The 19,601-nt window shown below is 61.3% G+C and carries 17 protein-coding genes; 5 read left to right on the forward strand and 12 right to left on the reverse strand.

The annotated features are described in order from the left end of the window. Positions 1-3: 3 nt before the first annotated feature. From purT to pdeM, 8 genes are all read right to left on the reverse strand, one after another. On the reverse strand, positions 4-1,191 hold the full coding sequence (gene purT / locus E0502_RS09500; RefSeq protein WP_137677780.1) for a formate-dependent phosphoribosylglycinamide formyltransferase: 1,188 nt from the start codon (positions 1,189-1,191) through the stop codon (positions 4-6). An 11-nt stretch (positions 1,192-1,202) separates the two neighbouring features. Then, entirely contained in the window at positions 1,203-2,096 is an 894-nt protein-coding gene (locus E0502_RS09505) for an ATP-grasp domain-containing protein (RefSeq protein ID WP_137677781.1), read from the reverse strand. A 7-nt stretch (positions 2,097-2,103) separates the two neighbouring features. Next, positions 2,104-3,423 (reverse strand): cystathionine gamma-synthase family protein, encoded by a 1,320-nt coding sequence (locus tag E0502_RS09510; protein WP_137677782.1) that lies wholly within the window; start codon positions 3,421-3,423, stop codon positions 2,104-2,106. Between the two features lie 154 nt (positions 3,424-3,577). Continuing rightward, on the reverse strand, positions 3,578-5,128 hold the full coding sequence (locus E0502_RS09515; RefSeq protein ID WP_137677783.1) for an SLC13 family permease: 1,551 nt from the start codon (positions 5,126-5,128) through the stop codon (positions 3,578-3,580). A 79-nt stretch (positions 5,129-5,207) separates the two neighbouring features. Beyond that, positions 5,208-6,446 carry an NRAMP family divalent metal transporter gene (locus E0502_RS09520; protein ID WP_137677784.1) on the reverse strand — a complete coding sequence of 413 codons (1,239 nt, stop codon included), beginning with the start codon at positions 6,444-6,446 and terminating at the stop codon, positions 5,208-5,210. 118 nt (positions 6,447-6,564) lie between these two features. Then, the gene (locus E0502_RS09525) at positions 6,565-7,725 is read right to left on the reverse strand and encodes a DUF547 domain-containing protein (RefSeq protein ID WP_137677785.1); all 1,161 of its coding nucleotides are present in this window, start codon (positions 7,723-7,725) and stop codon (positions 6,565-6,567) included. 264 nt (positions 7,726-7,989) lie between these two features. Then, a complete protein-coding gene (infC, locus tag E0502_RS09530) occupies positions 7,990-8,532 on the reverse strand; it encodes a translation initiation factor IF-3 (RefSeq protein ID WP_137677786.1) in 543 nt (180 codons plus the stop codon). Between the two features lie 117 nt (positions 8,533-8,649). After that, complete coding sequence (pdeM, locus tag E0502_RS09535; protein WP_137677787.1) at positions 8,650-9,342, reverse strand: ligase-associated DNA damage response endonuclease PdeM; 693 nt, start codon at positions 9,340-9,342, stop codon at positions 8,650-8,652. A gap of 44 nt (positions 9,343-9,386) precedes the next feature. Between pdeM and hemF the strand changes: the two genes are divergently transcribed. Then, positions 9,387-10,259 carry an oxygen-dependent coproporphyrinogen oxidase gene (gene hemF, locus E0502_RS09540; RefSeq protein ID WP_137677788.1) on the forward strand — a complete coding sequence of 291 codons (873 nt, stop codon included), beginning with the start codon at positions 9,387-9,389 and terminating at the stop codon, positions 10,257-10,259. Continuing rightward, positions 10,250-11,113: a Rieske (2Fe-2S) protein gene (locus tag E0502_RS15240; RefSeq protein ID WP_204517948.1), complete on the forward strand. Its 864-nt coding sequence runs from the start codon at positions 10,250-10,252 to the stop codon at positions 11,111-11,113. The genes hemF and E0502_RS15240 overlap by 10 nt, the downstream gene beginning before the upstream one ends. 28 nt (positions 11,114-11,141) lie before the next feature. Here the strand turns inward: E0502_RS15240 and E0502_RS09550 are convergent, their stop codons facing one another. Together E0502_RS09550 and E0502_RS09555 are read right to left on the reverse strand one after the other, a co-directional pair. Beyond that, positions 11,142-11,372 carry a hypothetical protein gene (locus E0502_RS09550; RefSeq protein WP_137677789.1) on the reverse strand — a complete coding sequence of 77 codons (231 nt, stop codon included), beginning with the start codon at positions 11,370-11,372 and terminating at the stop codon, positions 11,142-11,144. Positions 11,373-11,588: 216 nt separating this feature from the next. Next, on the reverse strand, positions 11,589-12,470 hold the full coding sequence (locus E0502_RS09555; RefSeq protein WP_137677790.1) for a glycoside hydrolase family 16 protein: 882 nt from the start codon (positions 12,468-12,470) through the stop codon (positions 11,589-11,591). Between the two features lie 132 nt (positions 12,471-12,602). Between E0502_RS09555 and E0502_RS09560 the strand changes: the two genes are divergently transcribed. Beyond that, on the forward strand, positions 12,603-14,495 hold the full coding sequence (locus E0502_RS09560) for a M1 family metallopeptidase (protein WP_137677791.1): 1,893 nt from the start codon (positions 12,603-12,605) through the stop codon (positions 14,493-14,495). 6 nt (positions 14,496-14,501) lie between these two features. On the opposite strand, the gene E0502_RS09565 is transcribed toward E0502_RS09560, so the two are convergent. Next, positions 14,502-15,803 (reverse strand): patatin-like phospholipase family protein, encoded by a 1,302-nt coding sequence (locus tag E0502_RS09565; protein WP_161593750.1) that lies wholly within the window; start codon positions 15,801-15,803, stop codon positions 14,502-14,504. Positions 15,804-16,068: 265 nt separating this feature from the next. Here E0502_RS09565 and E0502_RS09570 point away from each other — a divergent pair, with 265 nt between their 5' ends. Both E0502_RS09570 and E0502_RS09575 read left to right on the forward strand, forming a co-directional pair. Beyond that, positions 16,069-17,058, forward strand: coding sequence for a hypothetical protein (locus tag E0502_RS09570; protein ID WP_137677793.1), 990 nt, complete (start codon positions 16,069-16,071; stop codon positions 17,056-17,058). 44 nt (positions 17,059-17,102) lie between these two features. Further along, on the forward strand, positions 17,103-19,193 hold the full coding sequence (locus E0502_RS09575) for a RelA/SpoT family protein (protein WP_137677794.1): 2,091 nt from the start codon (positions 17,103-17,105) through the stop codon (positions 19,191-19,193). Here E0502_RS09575 and E0502_RS09580 read toward each other — a convergent pair. Beyond that, positions 19,190-19,537: a DUF1905 domain-containing protein gene (locus E0502_RS09580; protein WP_137678764.1), complete on the reverse strand. Its 348-nt coding sequence runs from the start codon at positions 19,535-19,537 to the stop codon at positions 19,190-19,192. The two genes, E0502_RS09575 and E0502_RS09580, sit on opposite strands and share 4 nt — an antisense overlap. Positions 19,538-19,601: the final 64 nt, after the last annotated feature.

The following is a 19,601-nucleotide window of genomic DNA, read 5'->3' on the forward strand; positions in this document are numbered from 1 at the left end:
CGGTCAATCGTCATAACCCAGTCTGACGGCCGCCGCGGCTGATGCGGCCTGCGCACGCGCGCTATCCGTATCGCCTGCGGCCGACAATGCTACGCCCATTCTGCGATAGGGGCGCGTTTCCGGCTTGCCGAAAATCCTGATGTCGCTGCCATTGCTCATCCCCTCCGCGAGGCCTGAATAGCTGACAGTCGCGCTGTCGCGATCGGCGAGGATCACTGCGCTGGCAGCAGGGCGCGCGCGGATCTCTGCCGGGATGGGGAGGCCCATGATCGCGCGGGCGTGCAAGTCGAATTCGCTCAGGTTCTGGCTGACCAGTGTCACCATGCCGGTGTCATGCGGGCGCGGCGACAGTTCTGAGAAGATGACATCTTCTCCGCCCTCCTTGTTCCTGGCGACGAAAAACTCGACCCCGAACAACCCATAACCGCCCAAGTCATCCACGATCTTGCGCGCCATCTCCTGCGCAGCGGCGATGGCGCCATCGGACATCGGCGCAGGTTGCCAGCTTTCCTGGTAGTCGCCGCGTTCCTGCCGGTGGCCGATCGGCGGGCAGAACGTGACTGCGTCCCCGTCTTTGGTTTTGTGCCGCACCGTCAGCAGAGTGATCTCGTAATCGAAATCGACAAATTGCTCGACGATCACCCGCTTGCGGTCGCCGCGCATATTGTCGACGGCATGGTTCCATGCCGCTTCCAGTTCGCCTGTGTGGCGCACAGTGCTCTGGCCTTTGCCTGATGACGACATGACCGGCTTGATTACGCACGGCAGCCCGGTGTGCTGCGCGCCTGCAAGTACCTCTTCCAGGCTCTCCGCATAACGATAGCGCGAGGTCGTCAGGCCCAGGTCCTGCGCGGCGACATCGCGGATCGCGTCGCGGTTCATCGTCATCTGGGTCGCGCGGGCTGAAGGGACGACATTGAAGCCGTCAGCCTCGACCTGCGCAAGCACTTCGGTACGGATCGCTTCGACTTCCGGCACGATGAAGTCGGGCCGATGTTTGAGGATTACCTCGAGCAATGTGTCGCCATCGAGCATGGAGAAAATCTCTGCTTCGTCGGCCATCTGCATGGCAGGGGCACGGGCATAGCTGTCACACGCGATGACATATGCGCCGAGCCGCTTGGCCGAAATCACGAATTCGCGGCCGAGTTCTCCGGAACCGAGCAGGAGGATCTTTGCGGTGTGGGCCATGAACAAGCTTTCTAAAGTCGGCGCAGGATCGCTTCGGCCATGAGTTGCCCGAGCTGCGGCCCCTGCGCAGGGTAGAGAAACGGCTCTATCATCTCCGCCTCCATCACCGCCAGAGCGCCGTCGTGGCGGATCATGTCGATCCGTGCGTAAAGCGGGGGGTGCGGGGTTTCGCCGGGGATCGAGCGGACCACCGCTTCGGCGGCGGCGATATCGGTCGGGCGCGGGTCGACCGCCTCTTCTTGCCCGCCATAGAGCGACTGGATGCGATAGTCGCCCGCTGCTGCTGTCTTGCGGATCGCGTGGCTGAAACGCCCGTCGACAAACACGAAGCTGTATTCGCCCTCCTCGACAATCGCTTCGAGGAACGGCTGGACCATGGCGCGGTGGCCGAAGCGCCAATCTTCGGGCGGGGCGGTGTCTCGCCGGAACATCTCCTGCCCCTCCGCCCCTGCGCCAACCCGGCGCTTCACCACCAGCCGATCGCACCCGAAATGGTCGAATGCGGCGGCGATGTCAGCACCGGTCGGATCGTCGGGCCAGAGAGTGGGAATGGTCGGTGCACCCGATGCAGCAAGATCGCGCAAGTAAGCCTTGTCGATGTTCCACCGCACCAGATCGGCCGGATTGCACACTTTCACTCCGCGTGCGGCCAGCGCCTCCAGCTTGGCGAGGAAGGCCGCTTCGTGGTCCTGATAATCCCACACCGTGCCGAGCAGCACGAGCGGAAAATCTGCCAGTTCCTCCAGCGGTGCGTGCCAGTCGACTTCGACCAGTTCGAGGCCCGCCGGACCGAACCCGGAGCGCAGAGCATCGACCTGCATGTCATGCTCATATGCGTCACCACGGCGGACCGGCGACCCGGGAAGCGTGCCGGGGCACGCAAGGAAGCCGATCCGCGTGGCCATGGGCGCGTCAGACTGCGTCGAGCGCCTGCGCGAAATCGGCGATCAGATCGTCCGGATCCTCGATGCCGATGCTGATGCGCACGAGATTCGGCGTGATGCCGAGCTGCGCCTTGCGTTCATCCGGTACGGACAGGTGGGTCATTGCCGCCGGGCAGCTGGCGAGAGTTTCCGTCCCGCCGAGGCTGACCGCAAGCTTGGCGATCTTCATCGCGTCGAGGAAGCGGAACGCCTCTGCTTCGCCGCCTTTGACGAACAGCGAAAACGTGCTGCCCGCGCCCAAACAATGGCGGTCGTAGATGTCCTGCTGGCGTGCATTGTCGATAAAGCCGAGATAGCCGAGGCCCTCGACCTTGGGATGGTCCTTGAGGAAAGCGCACACTTTGGCGGCATTCTCGCCCGCGCGCTGCATCCGCAGTTCGACGGTCTCGAGGCTGCGCATCAGCATCCATGCGGTGTTGGGATCGGCGATGCCGCCCATCGTGTTACGCAGAGCGCGGACCGGGTCCATCCACTTTTTCGCGCCGGCAATGCTGCCTGCAACAAGGTCAGAATGGCCGCCGACATATTTCGTCAGCGAGTAGACGACGATATCCGCCCCTTGATCGAGCGGGCGCGCCCACAGCGGCCCGAGGAACGTGTTGTCGATCGCAATCGGTGTGACATCAGCGTCGAGGATCGCATCGCGCGAGGCCTTGACCGCTTCGACATCGACCAGCGCATTGGTCGGGTTGGCAGGGCTTTCAAGATAGACCATCGCCACCTTGCCGCCCTGATCGGCAGCCTGCGCCTTGGCCTGTTCCAACACAGCATCGATTTCCTCGCGCGTCGCACCGGCGGCGAAATCGAGATAGGTGATACCGAACTTGCTCAGAACCTTGGCGATGAAGCCTTCGGTCGCGGCGTAGAGCGGGCCAGAATGCACGATGACGTCGCCTGCGTTGCAATAGGCGAGCAGCATCACTGTGATGGCGGTCATCCCACTGCTGAAACTCAGCGCATCTTCCGCCCCGTCCCAGATCGACAGGCGATCCTCGAGGATTTCCTGGTTCGGGCCGTTGAAGCGCGAATAGACAAGGCCTTCTGCCCCGCCAGGACGTTTGCCGGTGATGCCTTCGAAGTGGCGCTTGCCGGCGGCCGAGTTTTCGAACGCGAAGGTGCTGGTTAGGAAGATGGGTGCCTTGAGCGAGCCCTCGGACAGGGCCGGATCATAGCCATGGCCCATCATCAGCGTGCTCGGCTTCAGTTCGCGTCCGCCGATGGTCTTGGCTTCGGGCTTGGGATTGCGGCGGGGTGTCGGGGTGTCGACTGCGTCGGTTGCGTCCGTCATGGGGAGGCTTTCCTTCTATCACGCTCCCAGGAAGGCAGGAGCGGGTAGGGGACCCGGGGCGCCCGTTCCTAACCTCCGCAGGAACGCATCTCCGCCGGATGCCGAATGATGGCTGGCCCAATATCGCCGGACCGCCGGTTTTTCAACATCGCCGTCAGACGAAAGCGGCGACAGCCCACACCAGCCCGACGATCAGGAAAATTCCGACAATGTCGAGGACCAGTCCGGCGCCGACCATTCGTTCGATCCGGATGCGGCCGGTCGACCAGGCAATGGCGTTGGGTCCGGTCCCGGCGGGCAGCATGAAACCCCAGCTTGCGGCCAAGGCAGCAGGCATCGCCAGAAGCACCGGATCGACCCCCAGTGCGACGACAAGACTGGCGACAACCGGGATGATCCCGCTGGCGGTAGCGACATTGCTGGCGAATTCCGTGATGACCACCACCAGAGCAACCACTGCAAGGGCAATGACGATCAGCGGGAAAGCTTCCAGCGGAAGCAGCGCCTGACCAAGCCAGTCGGCAAGGCCCGATGCCTGCATCCCCGCCGCAAGAGCCAGCCCGCCGCCAAACATCATGATCACACCCCACGGTGCGCGGTCGGCTTCCTTCCACACCAGCATCGGTCGGCCTGTCCCGTCAGGCAGGAGGAACAGAACCAGCGCGGCGATGATCGCAATTGTGCCGTCGGTCCAGCTGTTCTCCGGCAACAGAGGTGCGACCCAGCGCTGAGTCATCCACAGCATGAAAGTGATCGCAATGACCGGGAGCAAGCGTTTCTCCGCGCTCGACCACGGGGCATGGTCGTCGATCGCGGTCCTGGCTGCGGCGACATCGAATTCGTGCGCGTTTACCTGCTGCACTCGCGAGATGATGAAGGTTGCCAGCGGCACCCCGACCAGCACGATCGGCAGTCCGTAGGACATCCAGTCGACAAAACTGATCTGCAATCCGGTCATGTCGTCGAGCAGGGCCACTGCGATGCCATTGGTCGGCGAACCGACGATGGTCCCGAGCCCGCCGATACTCGCGGCAAAGGCAATGCCCATCGGCAGCGCCCCGGCGAGCCCCAGTTGCTGGCTCTTGCCGATGCCGGCCCCGGCGATCACCGCGATCGCCATCGGCATCATGATCAGTGCTGTCGACGTGTTGGAAATCAGCATGGAGAGGATCGCCGCGCTGGTCATGAATGCAAACAGCAGCTTTTCAGGGGCGGACAGGGCGAGGCCCGCGACCACCATCACAGCCCCGGCCAGAACGATGATGCTGATCCAGTTGCCGAATATCAGCAGCGTGAACAGCGCGGTGCTGACCGTTCCGGCAAGCAAGAGGCGTGAGGTTTTGCGTGGCAGGCTGATCGAGGCACCCACCAGCTTGAGGATCGCGAGGCTGAGCCGCCGGTGCAATCCGGTCCGCTCGATCGCCAGCGCGAGGAATGCGCCGCCCAGCAACAGGAACAGGATTGGCGCGTAATAGGCGCTGGCTGTGTCCTTCGCATTCAATACCCCTGCCAGCGGCAGCACGATAAACGGCATCAGCGCAGTCGCGGTTAGCGGGATCGCCTCGGTCATCCACCACGCGGCCATCAGCACGACCAGTCCGGCGACGATCCACGCGCCTTGCGGCATACCCGCCGGAGGAGAAGTGAATATCGTCACCGCGAGCGCGGCCAGTCCGATGAAGAGGCCGATACGGCTTGCCGTCATTGTGCGCGATGCTCCCTCTGTCGATCCGTCACCTAGCTGGCCATCGCCGTGCATACAATCTGGTCAGTGTATTTCGGTTTCAGAGCAGGAAATAGCTGAGCGCGAGCGCAGACATCGTGGCAATTGCCACCAGGCTGAGCAGACGGATCCGCCTGCTCGGTCGTGCCTCGTCCGGCAGGTCGCAGCGGATCATTACGAGGTGATTGAGCGCAGCGATGACAGGGGCCGACAGAAAAGCGATGGAAGTCGCCAGATCGATGAACGCGCCGAAGTCCGACAGCAGGAAAAACACCGCACTCAATGCGGAAAGTGCGACTGCAATGACGATCAGCATATAGACCTTGCGCAGGCGGGCGGGATCGCGCTGATCGGTGATTTCCTCATAGGCCGAAGCAAACGCCCGGCCATAGGCATCGAACGCCGCAAACATCGTGGTGAGCATGACTGCCAGCGCCGATATGGCTGCGAGCGTCGCTGGAACAGGCCCGAGCGTTTCGCGGTAAAGCCCGACGATCTGCGTGGCAAAGCCCACCGCATCGCTCGCCGGCTGGACCGACCCTGCATGCAACACCCCTGCACCCATGATGCAAAAGCACAGCGCCAATACCGCGCTCAGGACATAGCCGCTGGTGAAGCCGAGCCGCGCCTCATGCAGCGTGACAGGTGCAGAATCGCGGACGCGGTTTTCCGCTTCGATTGTCCAGATGGACTGCGGGACGGAAACGTCGAGCGGATTGGGCATGAACCCGGCGAGCGCAACGAGGAACAGCAGTGCTTTGGGATCTGCAGCCCAACCGATACTGGTCAGGGTTCCCCATTCGACGCGCGGCAGGACCAGAACCGTCGTCGCGACGGTGGCCAGGATGAGGAACGCCATCAACAGCCGGTTCACTGCATCGAGCCAGCTATAACCGCCGACGATGATGAGGGCCGAAGTGCCGCCAATGACCAGTGCGGCGAGCAGCGGGACGGACAGCCCGACTCCGGTCAAAGCGCCGATCAATCCGGCGGTCGTCGCGCTGATCGCCGCAACAACGATTGGCGTTACAGGCACGATCACACAGAGGAACAATACCGGTGCCCACAGCCCCAGCTCGCGGTATCCCGCAAGCAGACTGCGCTGCTTCGCATGGCCATAGTCCACTCCGAACCGGAAGGCCGGGTATTTGAGGATATTGATCAGCACGATCACGCCTGCCAGCGCGAGCCCGAACAGCGCGCCGGCGCGGGTCGACTGGACCAGATGCGATACCCCGACAGCGGCACCCGAGAACAGCAGCCCCGGCCCGAGTGTGCGCCAGTAATGCGAATTGATCATGCCGGCTGCTTCCCCCTTGGGGCCGGTCTAGCAAAGATTTGCGATTCAGCGACACTACAAAAAAGGGCGCGCATTGCTGCGCGCCCTTTCCGGTTTTCGTCAGCCAGGCCTGTAGCCCTTATTCAACCTCTTCCGGTGCGTTGTCCTGTCCGGGAAGGTCGATGCCGATAAACGTCACTGTGCCGGTCCGCTCGCCGCGCCGGATGATCTTGTTCAGCTTCTGACCCCGCTCCGTGACAAGCCGCTGGATGTTGCCGGGGATCCGGGTGCGCGGAGTCGTCTCTTCACCGCCGGGGCGATCCGACTGAACAACATTGCTGTAGCTCGGCTCGCGCTCGCCATTGGCGAGATCGGCGACGGCAAAGTCATAGATAGACGGCTCGACCTTGCTCGTCTCGGCAAGCATCGGCTTGACTTCATCGTTTGCATATTGAGCGATGTGCGCTTTCACGTCCCGCTCGAAATCGGTGAAATAGAACGGGGCGGCCTCGGCAAAAATCCGGGAGACATGCAGCGTGTCGCCGCGCTTCTCGGTCCCGCGCAGGGCATTGACGAATTCCCGCGCCCCTTCATCGAGCAACTCACCGGCATTGGCCGCGGTAAAGGCCACATCACGGATTGAAGGACCGCCAATTTCGCCGCGCCAGAATCCGTAGATGACCTTTGGATCCTTCCAGTTTGGGTATACGATCCTCGTGCGGATGTCCTTCGGGCTCATCGCCACGCCGTTGACGGTGATGAAGCGGGCTTCGTCGAGCGGAAGTCGCTCCGGACCGATTTTCATTCCCGAGGGGCGGCTCAGCGGATAGTTTATCGCAATCTGTTCAATCACCGCCGCGTTGTGCAAATTGGTCCAGAATGCCAGCTGCTCGTTGCGGCTCAGTCTGGAGATATCGACCTGATCGGCGGTCCGCTCCAGATCCTGCCGATACTCGGTCAGCGACTGGATCACGTTCTCTTCGAGAAACGAGAAGATGACCCGGTTGCCTTCGAGCCGAAGACGCGAATCATGGCCGTAAATCCGGCGGGTGCCCATGGACGGATCAACCCGGGGGGCGCCTTCGCGAATCGAACGACCCATGCGGAAGACCATGAAGTTCAGGGCTTCGTCCCAGATCGTATAGTCGATCCGGGTCGCTATCGGATTGGGCTTGGGGGTAAAGCGATCAAAGGATGCATTCGGCTGCGCAGAGGCGGCGGTGTCTTGGGCCTGAGCGTAGGACGGTATCGTCACCGTCAGGGCGGCTAGACTGGCAGCGACTAGAAAAGCGGGGCGCATCGACTGTATCCTGTTCTAAAATAAGCGTTGTAACGCGTGTAACACGCGCTGCAGATCTATTGACGCCGGCACTCTATGAAACACATGTGGTGCTCGACAAAACGCGTTGTCTCGCAAGCTATCGCTGAACCGGAGCTTGCTGCCGACGGCTTCGCAGAAGCATCAGATGCACACCGGGCGAGGGGTGAGAGCAGTTCTCGGTAAGCACCAAAAAAGGGCTGCACATCTGGCAGCCCTTTTTTGTCGTACGGAGCTGTCGAACCGCTATTTCGGAGCGAGCACCATCAACATCTGGCGTCCTTCGAGGCGCGGAAATGCCTCCACCTTGGCGATTTCGTCGACATCGTCCTGCACCCGCTTGAGCAGGTTCATGCCCAGTTCCTGGTGCGCCATTTCGCGGCCGCGGAAGCGCAGGGTGAGCTTCACCTTGTCGCCGTTCTCGAGGAACTTGGTCACATTGCGCATCTTCACGTCGTAATCATGCGTGTCGATGTTCGGACGCATCTTGATCTCTTTGATCTCCTGCGTCTTTTGCGACTTGCGTGCAGCGTTGGCCTTCTTCTGCGCCTCGAACCGGTATTTGCCGACGTCGAGGAACTTGCAAACGGGCGGATCTGCGTTGGGCGAGACTTCAACGAGGTTGAGACCAACTTCGCCAGCCTGCTCGATTGCCTCGCGGGTAAACATCACGCCGAGGTTTTCACCCTCGTGATCGATTACGCGAACCTTGTCGCTCTGAATGAAATTGTCGTAGCGCGGGCCGCTTTTGGTCGGCGGCTGAAGTGAACGACGCGGTGGACGGGCTATGGGGCAGTCTCCTGGGAATTACCGTGATTGAAGGCGGCTATGTAGGGAGAACGTCAGGCAAACGCCAGAGGTTACGGCATGGCCGATGTGCGATTTTTGCGGGCTGTGGAATTTGCGCTACGCCGCCTGCCGCCAGAGCGGAAACGTGGCGACCTTCTTCCCGGCATGAACCAGCGCATCGACGGACTGCGCCGGCTGCATGGCAGAGATGATCACGGGGTCGGCGGCATCCATCCCGCCGGTATAGGCGCCGAAGGCGGGCATGATCAGCCGATCGGCGCCGGTATCGCCATGACCGACCACCGCACAAGGGCGGCGGATATGGCGGCCCTGCACGACTAGTTTCAGGCGGGGATGGAAATGGCCCGACAGCTCCGGGCGGGTCTCTCCCTTGCGTGCTTCGTGCCGCAGCACCAGCCCGCCGATTCCAAGTTCCTCAGCCAGCGTGCCGCCGTAACGCGCCTCCATTTCGGGGTCGTGGTTGCCGGTGATCCACACCCAGTCGGTTGCCGTGGTCAGGGCCGCCAGCATCCCGGCTGCGTGGTCTTCCAGCCGCTGCGACCCCGCGCTGTCATGGAAATTATCACCCAGCGTGTAGACCCGCCGCGCGCCCGTCTCGCGAATGGCATTGGCGATGCGCTCCAGCGTTTCGCGCGAATCGTAAGGCGGGATCATCTGTCCATGGCGGGCAAAAAAGCTCCCTTTCTCCAGATGCAGGTCGGCCACCAGCAACGCGTTCTCGCGCGGCCAGTAGAGCGCATTGTTGCGCAGGAGTGCGAATTCCTCGTGTGCGAACGAAAGGGGAACCATCGGTCGCTCTTGCCGCAGGCCTCGCAGCTTGGCAAGAGTGCGCCATGACCGACTGGCAAGACAGCACCGACCGCGCAAAGCAGTGGTTCGAAACCCTGCGTGACGAGATTTGCACCGAATTCGAAGCCATCGAGCGCGAAGCGGGTTCGGAAGCGAGCTTTGCATTCACGCCGTGGGAGCGCGAGGAAGAAGGCAATGCCGATCCCGGCGGCGGCGTGCAGGGACTGATGAAAGGCAAGGTGTTCGAAAAGGTCGGGGTCAATGTTTCGACCGTGCGCGGAAATTTCTCGCCCGAGTTTGCCGGGCAAGTGAACGGCGCCAGCGCGGAAAGCCCGGGGTTTACCGCCACCGGCATCAGCCTGGTCGCGCATATGGCCAATCCGCATGTGCCGGCCGTGCACATGAACACCCGGTTCCTGACCACCGGCAAGGCGTGGTTCGGCGGCGGAGCAGACCTCAACCCGCCGATCCCCTATGATGAAGACACGGCTGAATTTCATGCCGCCTTCCGCGCCGCCTGCGCCGGACACAACCCGACCTATTACGACCGGTTCAGGAAATGGGCGGACGAGTATTTCTACATTCCGCATCGCGGCGTTCATCGCGGGGTTGGCGGGATCTTCTATGACCATCTGGAATGCGAGATTCCCAAGCTGGATGGCGGGGCTGCATTCGACCGCCATTTCGCTTTCACGCAGGATGTCGGCAAGGCGTTTCTGGACATTTTCCCGAAGCTGGTGCGGCGCCGGATGGACAGTGAATTCACGCCGGAAGACAAGCAGACCCAGCTCGAATGGCGCGGGCGCTATGCGGAATTTAACCTGGTTTACGACCGCGGGACGCTGTTCGGCCTCAAGACCGGAGGCAATATCGACGCGATCCTGATGAGCCTGCCGCCCGAGGCCGTGTGGAGCTGAACCAGGCCGATCTGCGTGCCTTCGACGGGCGATCGACCCAGATCGATCGCGATGCACGAAACCGCCTCGCGTATATCGGCAACTATCGCCGCGCACTTTCAAGCAACCTCGCGCGGATGATGGAAAACGCATACGACTGGGAACACTTGCCATTCGTTCATCCGGGATCGTTCGCGGAAATTGCCGTGATCGACCAGGGCGCGTGGGGATGGCGCAGCAAGACGGCTTTGCCCAATCAGGCGGGCGAGCAGCTGGTTGAGCTGCTGGTCGACCGGCCGAACCATTATTGGGCAACGACAATTGTCGGCGGTGTGGGCGCTGGCGTGCAGATACACACGCAAGCGAGCGAGGCAGTTGGCGGCGGAATAGAGGTCGATGTCGGATTCTACCTGCCCGATCCTCCTGCGGACGAGGCGCAGGGCCGTGCCATGGCCGCCATGCTCTCTGCGCAGTACAAGACCTTGTATGATGAAGACGAAGCCTTGATGCGCGGCCGGCAGGATGCGCTGGATGCAAAGCGCGATCTGGCAAGTCACGCATGGCCCGACGCAATCGATTTGGGGCCGGTGGACAGGTTGGATCGCGCTGAAGTGTACCGCGCGCGGCTAAGTAGCGGCGACTTCGCGGTTCGCTGGCACGAAAACCGCTGGATCACGCATGCGGCTGTCTGCCCGCATATGCTGGGTCCGCTCAGCGCGGGCGAAATCGGACAGGATGGGCGCGTAGCATGCCCATGGCACGGCTACCGCTTTTCGCTGACCGACGGAACCGAGCAGGAGGGGCGCTGCCGCGCGCTGCCCCGTCCCCCACGCGTGATTAACGTGAACGGGCGCCACAAGGTGGTGGCGGACTAGCGCCACCACCCACGGGTACCGCTGACCTCTACAGAGGAGCAGGTGCTTCGCTGTTGATGTCGGGCAGAACCACGTAGCCGAGGATCGGATTGCCATCGATATCATAGCCGACCACGATCCACCCTTCGCACGTCACGCCATTGCAGACAAAGTCCGAAGGCGGCGGCGGTGGCGGTTCATAAATCTGTGCGAACACCGTTGCAGGACCCGCCAGCAGTGCACCCGCTGAAAGAGCGGCGAACAATCTTTTCTTTTTCATGCTGTTTCTCCTTTCCCGGACTGGGAAAGAAGAGGGAACCCAGAATGATGATCGTCGTCAATTAAGGTAAGTAATATTTCGCTCAAATGTGGGTTTTATTCGATAGATTGAGCATTCTCTGATAGGGTATCAATGAATAAAGAATCGTTTACCAAGAATATAGGGCCGACTCGGCAAATTTGAAGCGTTATGCTTCATATGAAACAATAATTCATCTCAGTTTTCGGAAATGCTCCAGACTCGCACCCAGTCCACTTCCATCTGGACTTCACCGCGCTTGATTGCATCTGCGGTTTCCTGCGGCAGGCCGTAATAGGGGTCTTCGATCTTGAACACCTTGTACGGATAGATGCCACCGACTGCGAAGTTGAGGATCAGGTGCTTGGGTGTGTCGAACCGCCATTCGCCGTGCTTTTCTATCTCGGCGCGGGTCACTGTGTAGAACGCGCGGCCGTCCACATCGAACACCATGGTCTCATCCGTCCACTCGACCCCGTAGACGTGCCATCCGGTCGCATCTTCTCCATCCGGGAAAGATTGGCGCTTTACGATCGGGGTTTCGCCCGAATAGCCCGGGCCATGAACGGCGACAGCAGTCCAGCTTTTGTCGCCAACATATTCCATGATGTCGATCTCGCCGGTGTCGGGCCATTTGCCATTGCCCAGGAGCCAGAAGGCGGGCCAGGCTCCGACATTGTCCGGCATCCGGATGCGGGCTTCGGCGCGGCCGTGGGTGAAATCGAATTTGCCGCGCGAGTCGATCCGGCCGGAGACAAAGTCGGCACCGCGATCTGCCAGTGTGTCGGCACCCGGCTTGAACACGGGCTTCAGGATCAGGACGCCGCCTTCGGCACCTTCCACATCGGAAGCAAAGCTGATCGTCTCCGGACTATCGGTATAGGCCTGTTGTTCGTTGTTGACCCAGAATTCCATGCCTTCGACATTCCACTTGCTCCGGTCGAGCTTGGAGCCGTCGAATTCGTCAGAGAAAACCAATTGCCGTTCGGCTGTTTCGCTGTCGGCCTGATTTGCACCCCCGGTGTTGGTGCAGCCCAGCAGCAAAACCGCCGTGATCGCCGATAGTCCCAGTTTGCGCATTTCACGGCCCCTTTTTGATAACGTTCACAAATGGCCGTATAGGCCAAGATGGCGAGAGACGCAAAGGGTTGGTGCGCGTTCAGACTTGATCCTGTAGGGCTGCATTAAAGAAGTCCGAATCCGGAGAGTTCGATGCGTTTTCTGTTTGCCGCCCTGTCTGTCTCGCTCGCGCTTGCGGGCTGCAATGTGCCGGAATCGGGGGATCCGGGCGCGCCAAAGGTCGCGCCAGTGCTTGACCGTCCGGATGCTATCGACACGCAAACCTTCGCCAAACCGCTGGAAGCCCGGGTCAATCATGTCGATCTGGACCTTGATCTCGATTTCGAGACGAAGACGGTCTCAGGCACCGCGATGATCGACATTATTGCAGACAAGGGTGTCGACACAGTCATACTGGACGATGACGGGTTGGAGATTGAATCCGTTACTGATGCCGAGGGCAAGCCGCTCGAATACGAAGTCGGCGAAGCGGTCGAAGGCAAGGGTGCGCCGCTCAGCATCACCATGGGCGACGCGCGCGAAATCACGATTGCCTATTCGGCCAGCGATGCCGATGCGCTGCAATGGCTCAGCCCGGAGCAGACAGCCGGCGGCGACCATCCCTATCTGTTCAGCCAGGGTCAGGCGACGCTCAACCGCACATGGATCCCGACACAGGATAGCCCCGGCATCCGCCAGACATGGTCGGCGCGCATTTCCGCTCCGGAGGAACTGACCGTGGTCATGTCCGGCCTTTCGCAGGGAGATCCCGAGCAGCTTGACGACGGGCGGCGCGCATTCACCTTCGCAATGGACAAACCGGTCGCGCCCTATCTCATCGCGCTGGCCGCTGGCGATATCGTGTTCGAGGAGCTCGGCCCGCGCAGCGGCGTGTGGTCCGAACCCGAAATGATCGAGGCCGCTGCGAAGGAGCTCGAAGACACCGAGGCGATGATCGAGGCCGCCGAAGAACTCTACGGTCCCTATCGCTGGGGTCGCTATGACATGATCGTTCTGCCCCCGGCCTTCCCCTATGGCGGAATGGAAAACCCGGTGATGACCTTTCTCACTCCGACCTTCATCGCCGGTGACAAGAGCCTGACCGGCCTGATTGCGCACGAACTGGCGCACAGCTGGTCGGGCAACCTCGTGACCAATGCGGTGTGGGGTGACGGCTGGCTGAATGAAGGGGTAACATCCTATTTCGAAAACCGGATTATCGAACAAGTCTACGGCAAGGAGCGGGCAGAACAGGAAGCCGCGCTGTCCTATGCCAATATCGTAAAGACGCTGGCCGATGTCGGAATGGATGCGCCGGGTACAGCGCTCCACACCAAGAGCGACGGAGGCGAGCTGATCGGCAGCGCGATCGCTTATGACAAGGGCGCATATTTTCTGCGCACTATCGAGCACGAGGTCGGCCGCGACCGGTTCGATGCGTGGCTCACCCAGTGGTTCGACAACCACGCCTTCCAGCCGGCGACCAGCCAGATGATCCTCGACGACATGATGGAAAACCTCGTCGAAAGCCCGGAAGAAGCCGAGAAACTCAAGCTGCGCGAATGGATCTTTGAGCCGGGCTTGCCCGACAATGTCTACAAGCCTGATCCCAAAGCTTTTGCTGAAGTGGATGCCGCTGCCGCGGCCTTCGCGAACGATCGCAAGCTTGATGACAAGGCATGGGAGAGCTGGACCTCTGCCGAGCGCCAACGCTTTCTGGCCAATCTGCCGCGCACGCTGGAGAACGCCGAGTTGGCGGGCCTGGACGAGGCGCTCCGGCTGTCAGCCAGCACCAACAATGAAGAGCTGTTCCTGTGGCTCGATCTGGCTATGGCAAACCGGTACGAGGCTGCCGTGCCGCAGACCGAGCAGTTCCTGTCGCGGGTGGGGCGCGCCAAGTTCGTCCGCCCGCTGTTCACCACTTTGATGGACCAGGGTGCGTGGGGACAGGCGATTGCGCGGCGGGTCTATGCCAAGACCCGCAGCAGCTATCACTCGGTGACGCAGGGCGGGGTAGACAAGGTGTTGAATCCTGCCGGCGCCTAGGCCCGGTCAGATCTTGTCGCCCCATCCCTCGCTTTGGACGCGGGCTTTTCCATAGGCGATCAGGCACCGCATGTAGCGTTTCTGAAACTGGATCGGGTCGTCGACGGCAATGTCGACCTCGGCCCACTCCGGGCAGGTCAGCTGGCCTGCGCGGCCGGCGTTGAGGGGGGCAGGCAGGCTGATGGCGAATTCCTTCACATCGTCGGTGATCCGCATGAAATTGAAACAACCCGGCTCATCGCAGGCTTCCTGCTCAACCGATGCGGCAGAGAACCGATACACCTGATCGACGAGCATTTCTTCGGATTGCAAAGCCAGTTCGATGATGTTCCAGTTGCGGTGCGGCGCATGGCGCGGACCCATCGGTTGTTCTTCCGTGCAGAGTGACCTGTCCTTTTTCGGGCATGGCCTCTCCGGCAAGGTCAGCGTCCCGTTGACGATTGCATAGACCACGGGGGCATCGACCGATTGCGCGTCGATGTTCACTCTTGCCTGGCGGGAGATAACTGCCCCGACTACGGCTTCTGCGAACATGCCGAAACGCACCCCGCCATCGACATACATGGTGTTGTCGATGAAGACCGGGCGGGCCGCCATCGGCGCGGAGGATGACGCAATGATCGCTTCGATATAGCAATCCTTCCACTGCGCGGCGCGGCCGTTGAGATTGTTGACATGGCGCGTCGCCATTTCGCCCATGTCGAACGCTTCGGCCTGTCCGGTATCGACATTGGTCACGCCGACATAAAGGCGCCGCCCCTGCGCATGGCGCTGCGCCACTGCGCGCATCACATCTTCGCTGAGATATCCGGCAAGTCTGCCGCGCAGAGGCGCAAGATCGGCAAACGCGCCCTTGCGCAGCAAGCTGGCGATATTGGCGGCACCGGGTTGCCCGTTCCTCGGCCTGGCATAGACATCGAGCAGCTGCGCTTCGCTGTCGATCGTGTAACCGTCAACCGCTAGGTCGGCGCGATCGACAAAGGCGAAGGTGGACAGGATCGAACCGGTGCTGATGCCGGTTACGACATGAAAGTCCGGCATATCGCCATCGCCGTTCCAGCCGCTGAATATGCCGGCGCCGAACGCGCCGAATTCACCGCCGCCTGAAATCGAAAGCAGCCGGGGCGGTCCGTCGGTGTCCGGCACGCCAGCCGGAGCGTCGGAGGATGAAAGGGCTTCTTCGATTGCGGCGGCAAAGGATGAAACCGGTGCGCCGGATGGCGGCTCGGGCAGGCCTTCGGAAGTTGGGACGGGAACTTCCAGATCATACGCCACAAATCCGCACATCTTGCTTTCGGGCGTAAACACCGCTTTCTGGCTGCAGCCCGGCAGGGCACAGCAAAGGGCCCCAAGAATCGCAGCATTTCCTACCCAGCGCGGCATATGCCAATCCCCCCTCAATATTTGTAATTCGACACCGTCGTTTCTCGCGTCCCGCATGCAAGACTATGCGGCCAAATCGGAGCATTTGGCAAATCGAGATGGGGATGAGCTTGGCCGCGTCGCATTCAGTGCAATCGAAGTTGCTCTTTGCGCGCTGGTCGCAACGTGGTTGCATCGCTAACAGGAACACATGAAGAGCCTGTCCGTCAAAGCAACGGGTTTCGCGCCCATCATTCTTCCGATCGCGGCAATTCTTGCGGCTCGGTTTGCCACTCACACAGAGCTTGCGACGAACAATCCCGGACTCGCATCCATACTGTTTGCCTGGATTGCTGCGGATGCGCTGGCGCTGGCGGTCATTGCCAAGGCGCCCAACCGGCGGCCAGGCCTGCGCGCGCTGCTTGGTGCGATTGCCGCAGGATTGGTCATCGCCTTCGTGGGTTCCGCCGCGCCTGTCCGGGACGCGATGATCGATATGCCGCCCTTGCTTGTGGCAATCGCCGGTACTCTGGCGATTTATCTCGGCTGGAGCGGCTGGCATGCGCTGTCGGCATGGAGATCGACTCGCGAACTGGTGCCCGCTCTCACCGAAATACTCCCCGCCAGGCCGGTTCACTTCCTGCTCGCCGAACTGGACATGCTCCGTATCGGCTTGCTGAGTTGGGGTGCCAAGCCTGACATTCCCAGCGACGCTCGCGGCTTCGCCTACCACCGCTATCTGACCCCGATGCTCGCCACCTTCCTGGCGCTGCAACTGATCGAGCTTGCAGTGGTCCATCTGATTGTAAGCCAGTTCAGCGAGACAGCAGCACTGATCCTGCTTGCGCTCAGCCTGTGGGGCACAATCTGGCTGGTCGCGCTGATGAAGAGCTTCCGCCTGTTTCCGGTCCTGCTTTCGGGCAGCGCGCTGCGCGTTCGCTCTGGCCGGATCGTCGATCTCGAAGTGCCCTATGCTTCGGTGTCGGAACTGGTCAGCAGCCTTTGCGCAGAGCGGCTTGCCGCTAGGACCACGCTCAATCTCGCACTCCTGTCATCCCCCAATTGCTGCATCGTGTTGAAGCAACCGGTCGAGTATCGCACCTTCTTCGGCAGCGTGCGCAAGATCGACGCCATCGCGCTGCGGCTCGATGAAAGCGGCGCATTTCACGCAGCGATGGAGGAATCGCTCGCGGCGCGGTAATTCCCGCTTGCCCTATTGTGCGCTGCAACGCACATTCAAATCCGATGCTGCGCCAATACGAACTTGTTGAACGGGTCAAGGACTACGACCCTGACGCCGATGAGGCGCTGCTCAACCGCGCCTATGTCTATACGGTGCAGAAGCACGGTACGCAGAAGCGTGCTTCGGGCGACCCGTACTTCTCGCATCCGGTCGAAGTTGCGGGGTTGATGACCGACCTCAAGCTCGATCAGGAAACCATCATGACCGCGTTGCTGCACGACACGGTCGAAGATACGCTGGCCACGATCGAGGATATCGAACAGAATTTCGGCCCGGATGTCGCGCGGCTCGTCGACGGAGTGACCAAACTTTCCAAGATCGAAGCGATGCCGGAAAACGAGCGCGCGGCGGAGAATCTGCGCAAGTTCCTGCTCGCGATGAGCGAGGATATCCGCGTGCTGCTGGTCAAGCTGGGTGACCGGCTGCATAATATGCGCACGCTGCATTTCATCAAGAACGCGGAAAAGCGCCAGCGCATCGCGCGCGAGACGATGGATATCTATGCACCACTGGCTGAGCGGGTCGGCATGTACGAGTACATGCGCGAGATGCAGTTGCTGGCAATGGAGCAGATCGAACCCGAAGCGTATCGCACCATCACCGGGCGGCTCGAACAGATCCGGCGGCAGGACGGCGGGCAGGTTGATGCAATTGCGCTGGCGATCAAGCAAGCGCTTGCCGAAGCCAAGGTTCAGGTCGAAGTTTCCGGACGCGAAAAGCATCCCTATTCGATCTGGAAGAAGATGGCCGAACGCCATTTGCCGTTCGAACAGGTGAGCGACATCATGGCCTTTCGCGTCATCTGCGAGGACGAGGCCGATTGCTACCGTGCGATGGGCGTGCTGCACACCACGTGGCAGTTCATTCCAGGCAAGTTCAAAGACTATATCTCGACCCCCAAGAACAATGGCTACCGTTCGCTCCACACATCGCTGATGTACGAGAATTCGATGCGCGTGGAGGTCCAGATCCGCACGCGCGAGATGCATCAGACCAACGAATTCGGACTGGCTGCGCATTGGGCCTACAAGCAGCATGACCGGCCCGACGGGCAGGTCAGCTGGCTGCGAGACCTGATAGAGATAGTCGATGCCAGCCACGATGCCGAGGAATTGCTCGAGCACACCCGCATGGCGATCTACCAGGACCGGATATTTGCCTTCACGCCCAAGGGCGCTCTGCACCAGCTGCCGAAAGGCTCGACCCCGGTCGATTTCGCGTTTGCCGTGCACACCGATCTCGGCGCGCAAACCGTGGGTGCAAAAATCAACGGCCGGCACATGCCGCTGCGCACGCCGCTGGGCAATGGCGACGTGGTGGAGATCATCAAGGGCAAAAATTCGGAGCCTCAGCTGAGCTGGCTCGGGTTTGTCGTGACCGGCAAGGCCCGCGCTGCGATCCGCCGCGCTGTCAGACTAAAAGAGCGCGCCGAAGTGGCTGAAATCGGCAAGAAAATGTTCGACGAGATCGCCGCGCGCGTCCCTGCGAAGATCGGCAAGAAAGCCACCAGAGAAGCGATCAAACGGCTCGGGCTCGAGGATGAAGAAGACCTGATGTACGCCATCGGCGCGGCCAAGATCGAGGACCGCGAAGTGATGGAAGCACTGGTCCCGGGGTGCACCGCTGAGATGGAGCAACCCGAAGACTGGGGCAAACAGGACAAGGCGATATCGATCCGCGGCCTGACAGCGGGTGTCGGATTCCAGCTGGCGACCTGCTGCCACCCGGTCCCGGGCGACCGCATCGTCGGCTTGCGCAAACCGGGCGAGGGGGTGGAAGTGCATGCGATCGACTGCTTCGAACTGGCCAGCGGGATCGATGCCGACTGGCTCGACCTGTCATGGGGCAAACGCTCTATCGGTGCGGTCGGAAGATTGCGCGCCACGCTCTATGACCGGCCGGGCGCACTGGCGGAAATGGCCGGTATCTTTGGACAGAATGCCGCCAATATCCGTGCGCTCGAATTGAGCCAGGCGGAACATCCCTTCGGCGTGTACGAGGTTGATCTGGAGGTGCAAGATCTCGCCCATCTCACCCGCATCCTCAGCGCCCTGCGCGCCAGTGACGCGGTGGCACAGGCGGAGCGAATCTAAAGCAGTTCCATCTCGACCGTCAGCGTGTCGCCATCAGCCAGGCCCTCCGCGCGCATCACTTTCTTGCTGACCAGCAGAATCCATTCGCGTTCCGGTCGTCCAGTTGCTTTGCTACTTGAGGAGGATTTCTGCGGGAACACCGAAGTCTTCCACAGCGTCTCACCGATACGGGCCATGACCTTGACCGATCCGAACCCTCGCCGCGCGCCGAATTCGAGCCAGCGCAGCCGCTCGTGCATGGCAATGGCTTCGGCTGGTTCGCCTTCGATCGAAACGAGATGGTATGCCCCGCGATCGCCCTGCCAGCGGCGGAGCGCGAGAACAGCTTCAACCCGGTCAGTCACGCGTCTTTGCACGCGTAGCGAAGGGATCCAGGGCTGCAACCGGATTGCCGCTTAGACTTCGCCT

It is taken from the genome of Parerythrobacter lutipelagi, assembly GCF_005434975.1.
GTDB classification, from domain to species: domain Bacteria; phylum Pseudomonadota; class Alphaproteobacteria; order Sphingomonadales; family Sphingomonadaceae; genus Parerythrobacter_A; species Parerythrobacter_A lutipelagi.

What these genes read in the sequence shown, in the direction of transcription:
- purT (WP_137677780.1), bottom strand. Translation starts at nt 1,191, where the DNA reads ATGGCCCACACCGCAAAGATCCTCCTGCTCGGTTCCGGAGAACTCGGC.
- E0502_RS09570 (WP_137677793.1), top strand. Translation starts at nt 16,069, where the DNA reads ATGAAGAGCCTGTCCGTCAAAGCAACGGGTTTCGCGCCCATCATTCTT.
- E0502_RS09515 (WP_137677783.1), bottom strand. Translation starts at nt 5,128, where the DNA reads ATGACGGCAAGCCGTATCGGCCTCTTCATCGGACTGGCCGCGCTCGCG.
- E0502_RS09510 (WP_137677782.1), bottom strand. Translation starts at nt 3,423, where the DNA reads ATGACGGACGCAACCGACGCAGTCGACACCCCGACACCCCGCCGCAAT.
- E0502_RS09520 (WP_137677784.1), bottom strand. Translation starts at nt 6,446, where the DNA reads ATGATCAATTCGCATTACTGGCGCACACTCGGGCCGGGGCTGCTGTTC.
- E0502_RS09525 (WP_137677785.1), bottom strand. Translation starts at nt 7,725, where the DNA reads ATGCGCCCCGCTTTTCTAGTCGCTGCCAGTCTAGCCGCCCTGACGGTG.
- pdeM (WP_137677787.1), bottom strand. Translation starts at nt 9,342, where the DNA reads ATGGTTCCCCTTTCGTTCGCACACGAGGAATTCGCACTCCTGCGCAAC.
- E0502_RS09560 (WP_137677791.1), top strand. Translation starts at nt 12,603, where the DNA reads ATGCGTTTTCTGTTTGCCGCCCTGTCTGTCTCGCTCGCGCTTGCGGGC.
- E0502_RS09555 (WP_137677790.1), bottom strand. Translation starts at nt 12,470, where the DNA reads ATGCGCAAACTGGGACTATCGGCGATCACGGCGGTTTTGCTGCTGGGC.
- E0502_RS09505 (WP_137677781.1), bottom strand. Translation starts at nt 2,096, where the DNA reads ATGGCCACGCGGATCGGCTTCCTTGCGTGCCCCGGCACGCTTCCCGGG.
- E0502_RS09550 (WP_137677789.1), bottom strand. Translation starts at nt 11,372, where the DNA reads ATGAAAAAGAAAAGATTGTTCGCCGCTCTTTCAGCGGGTGCACTGCTG.
- hemF (WP_137677788.1), top strand. Translation starts at nt 9,387, where the DNA reads ATGACCGACTGGCAAGACAGCACCGACCGCGCAAAGCAGTGGTTCGAA.
- E0502_RS09575 (WP_137677794.1), top strand. Translation starts at nt 17,103, where the DNA reads ATGCTGCGCCAATACGAACTTGTTGAACGGGTCAAGGACTACGACCCT.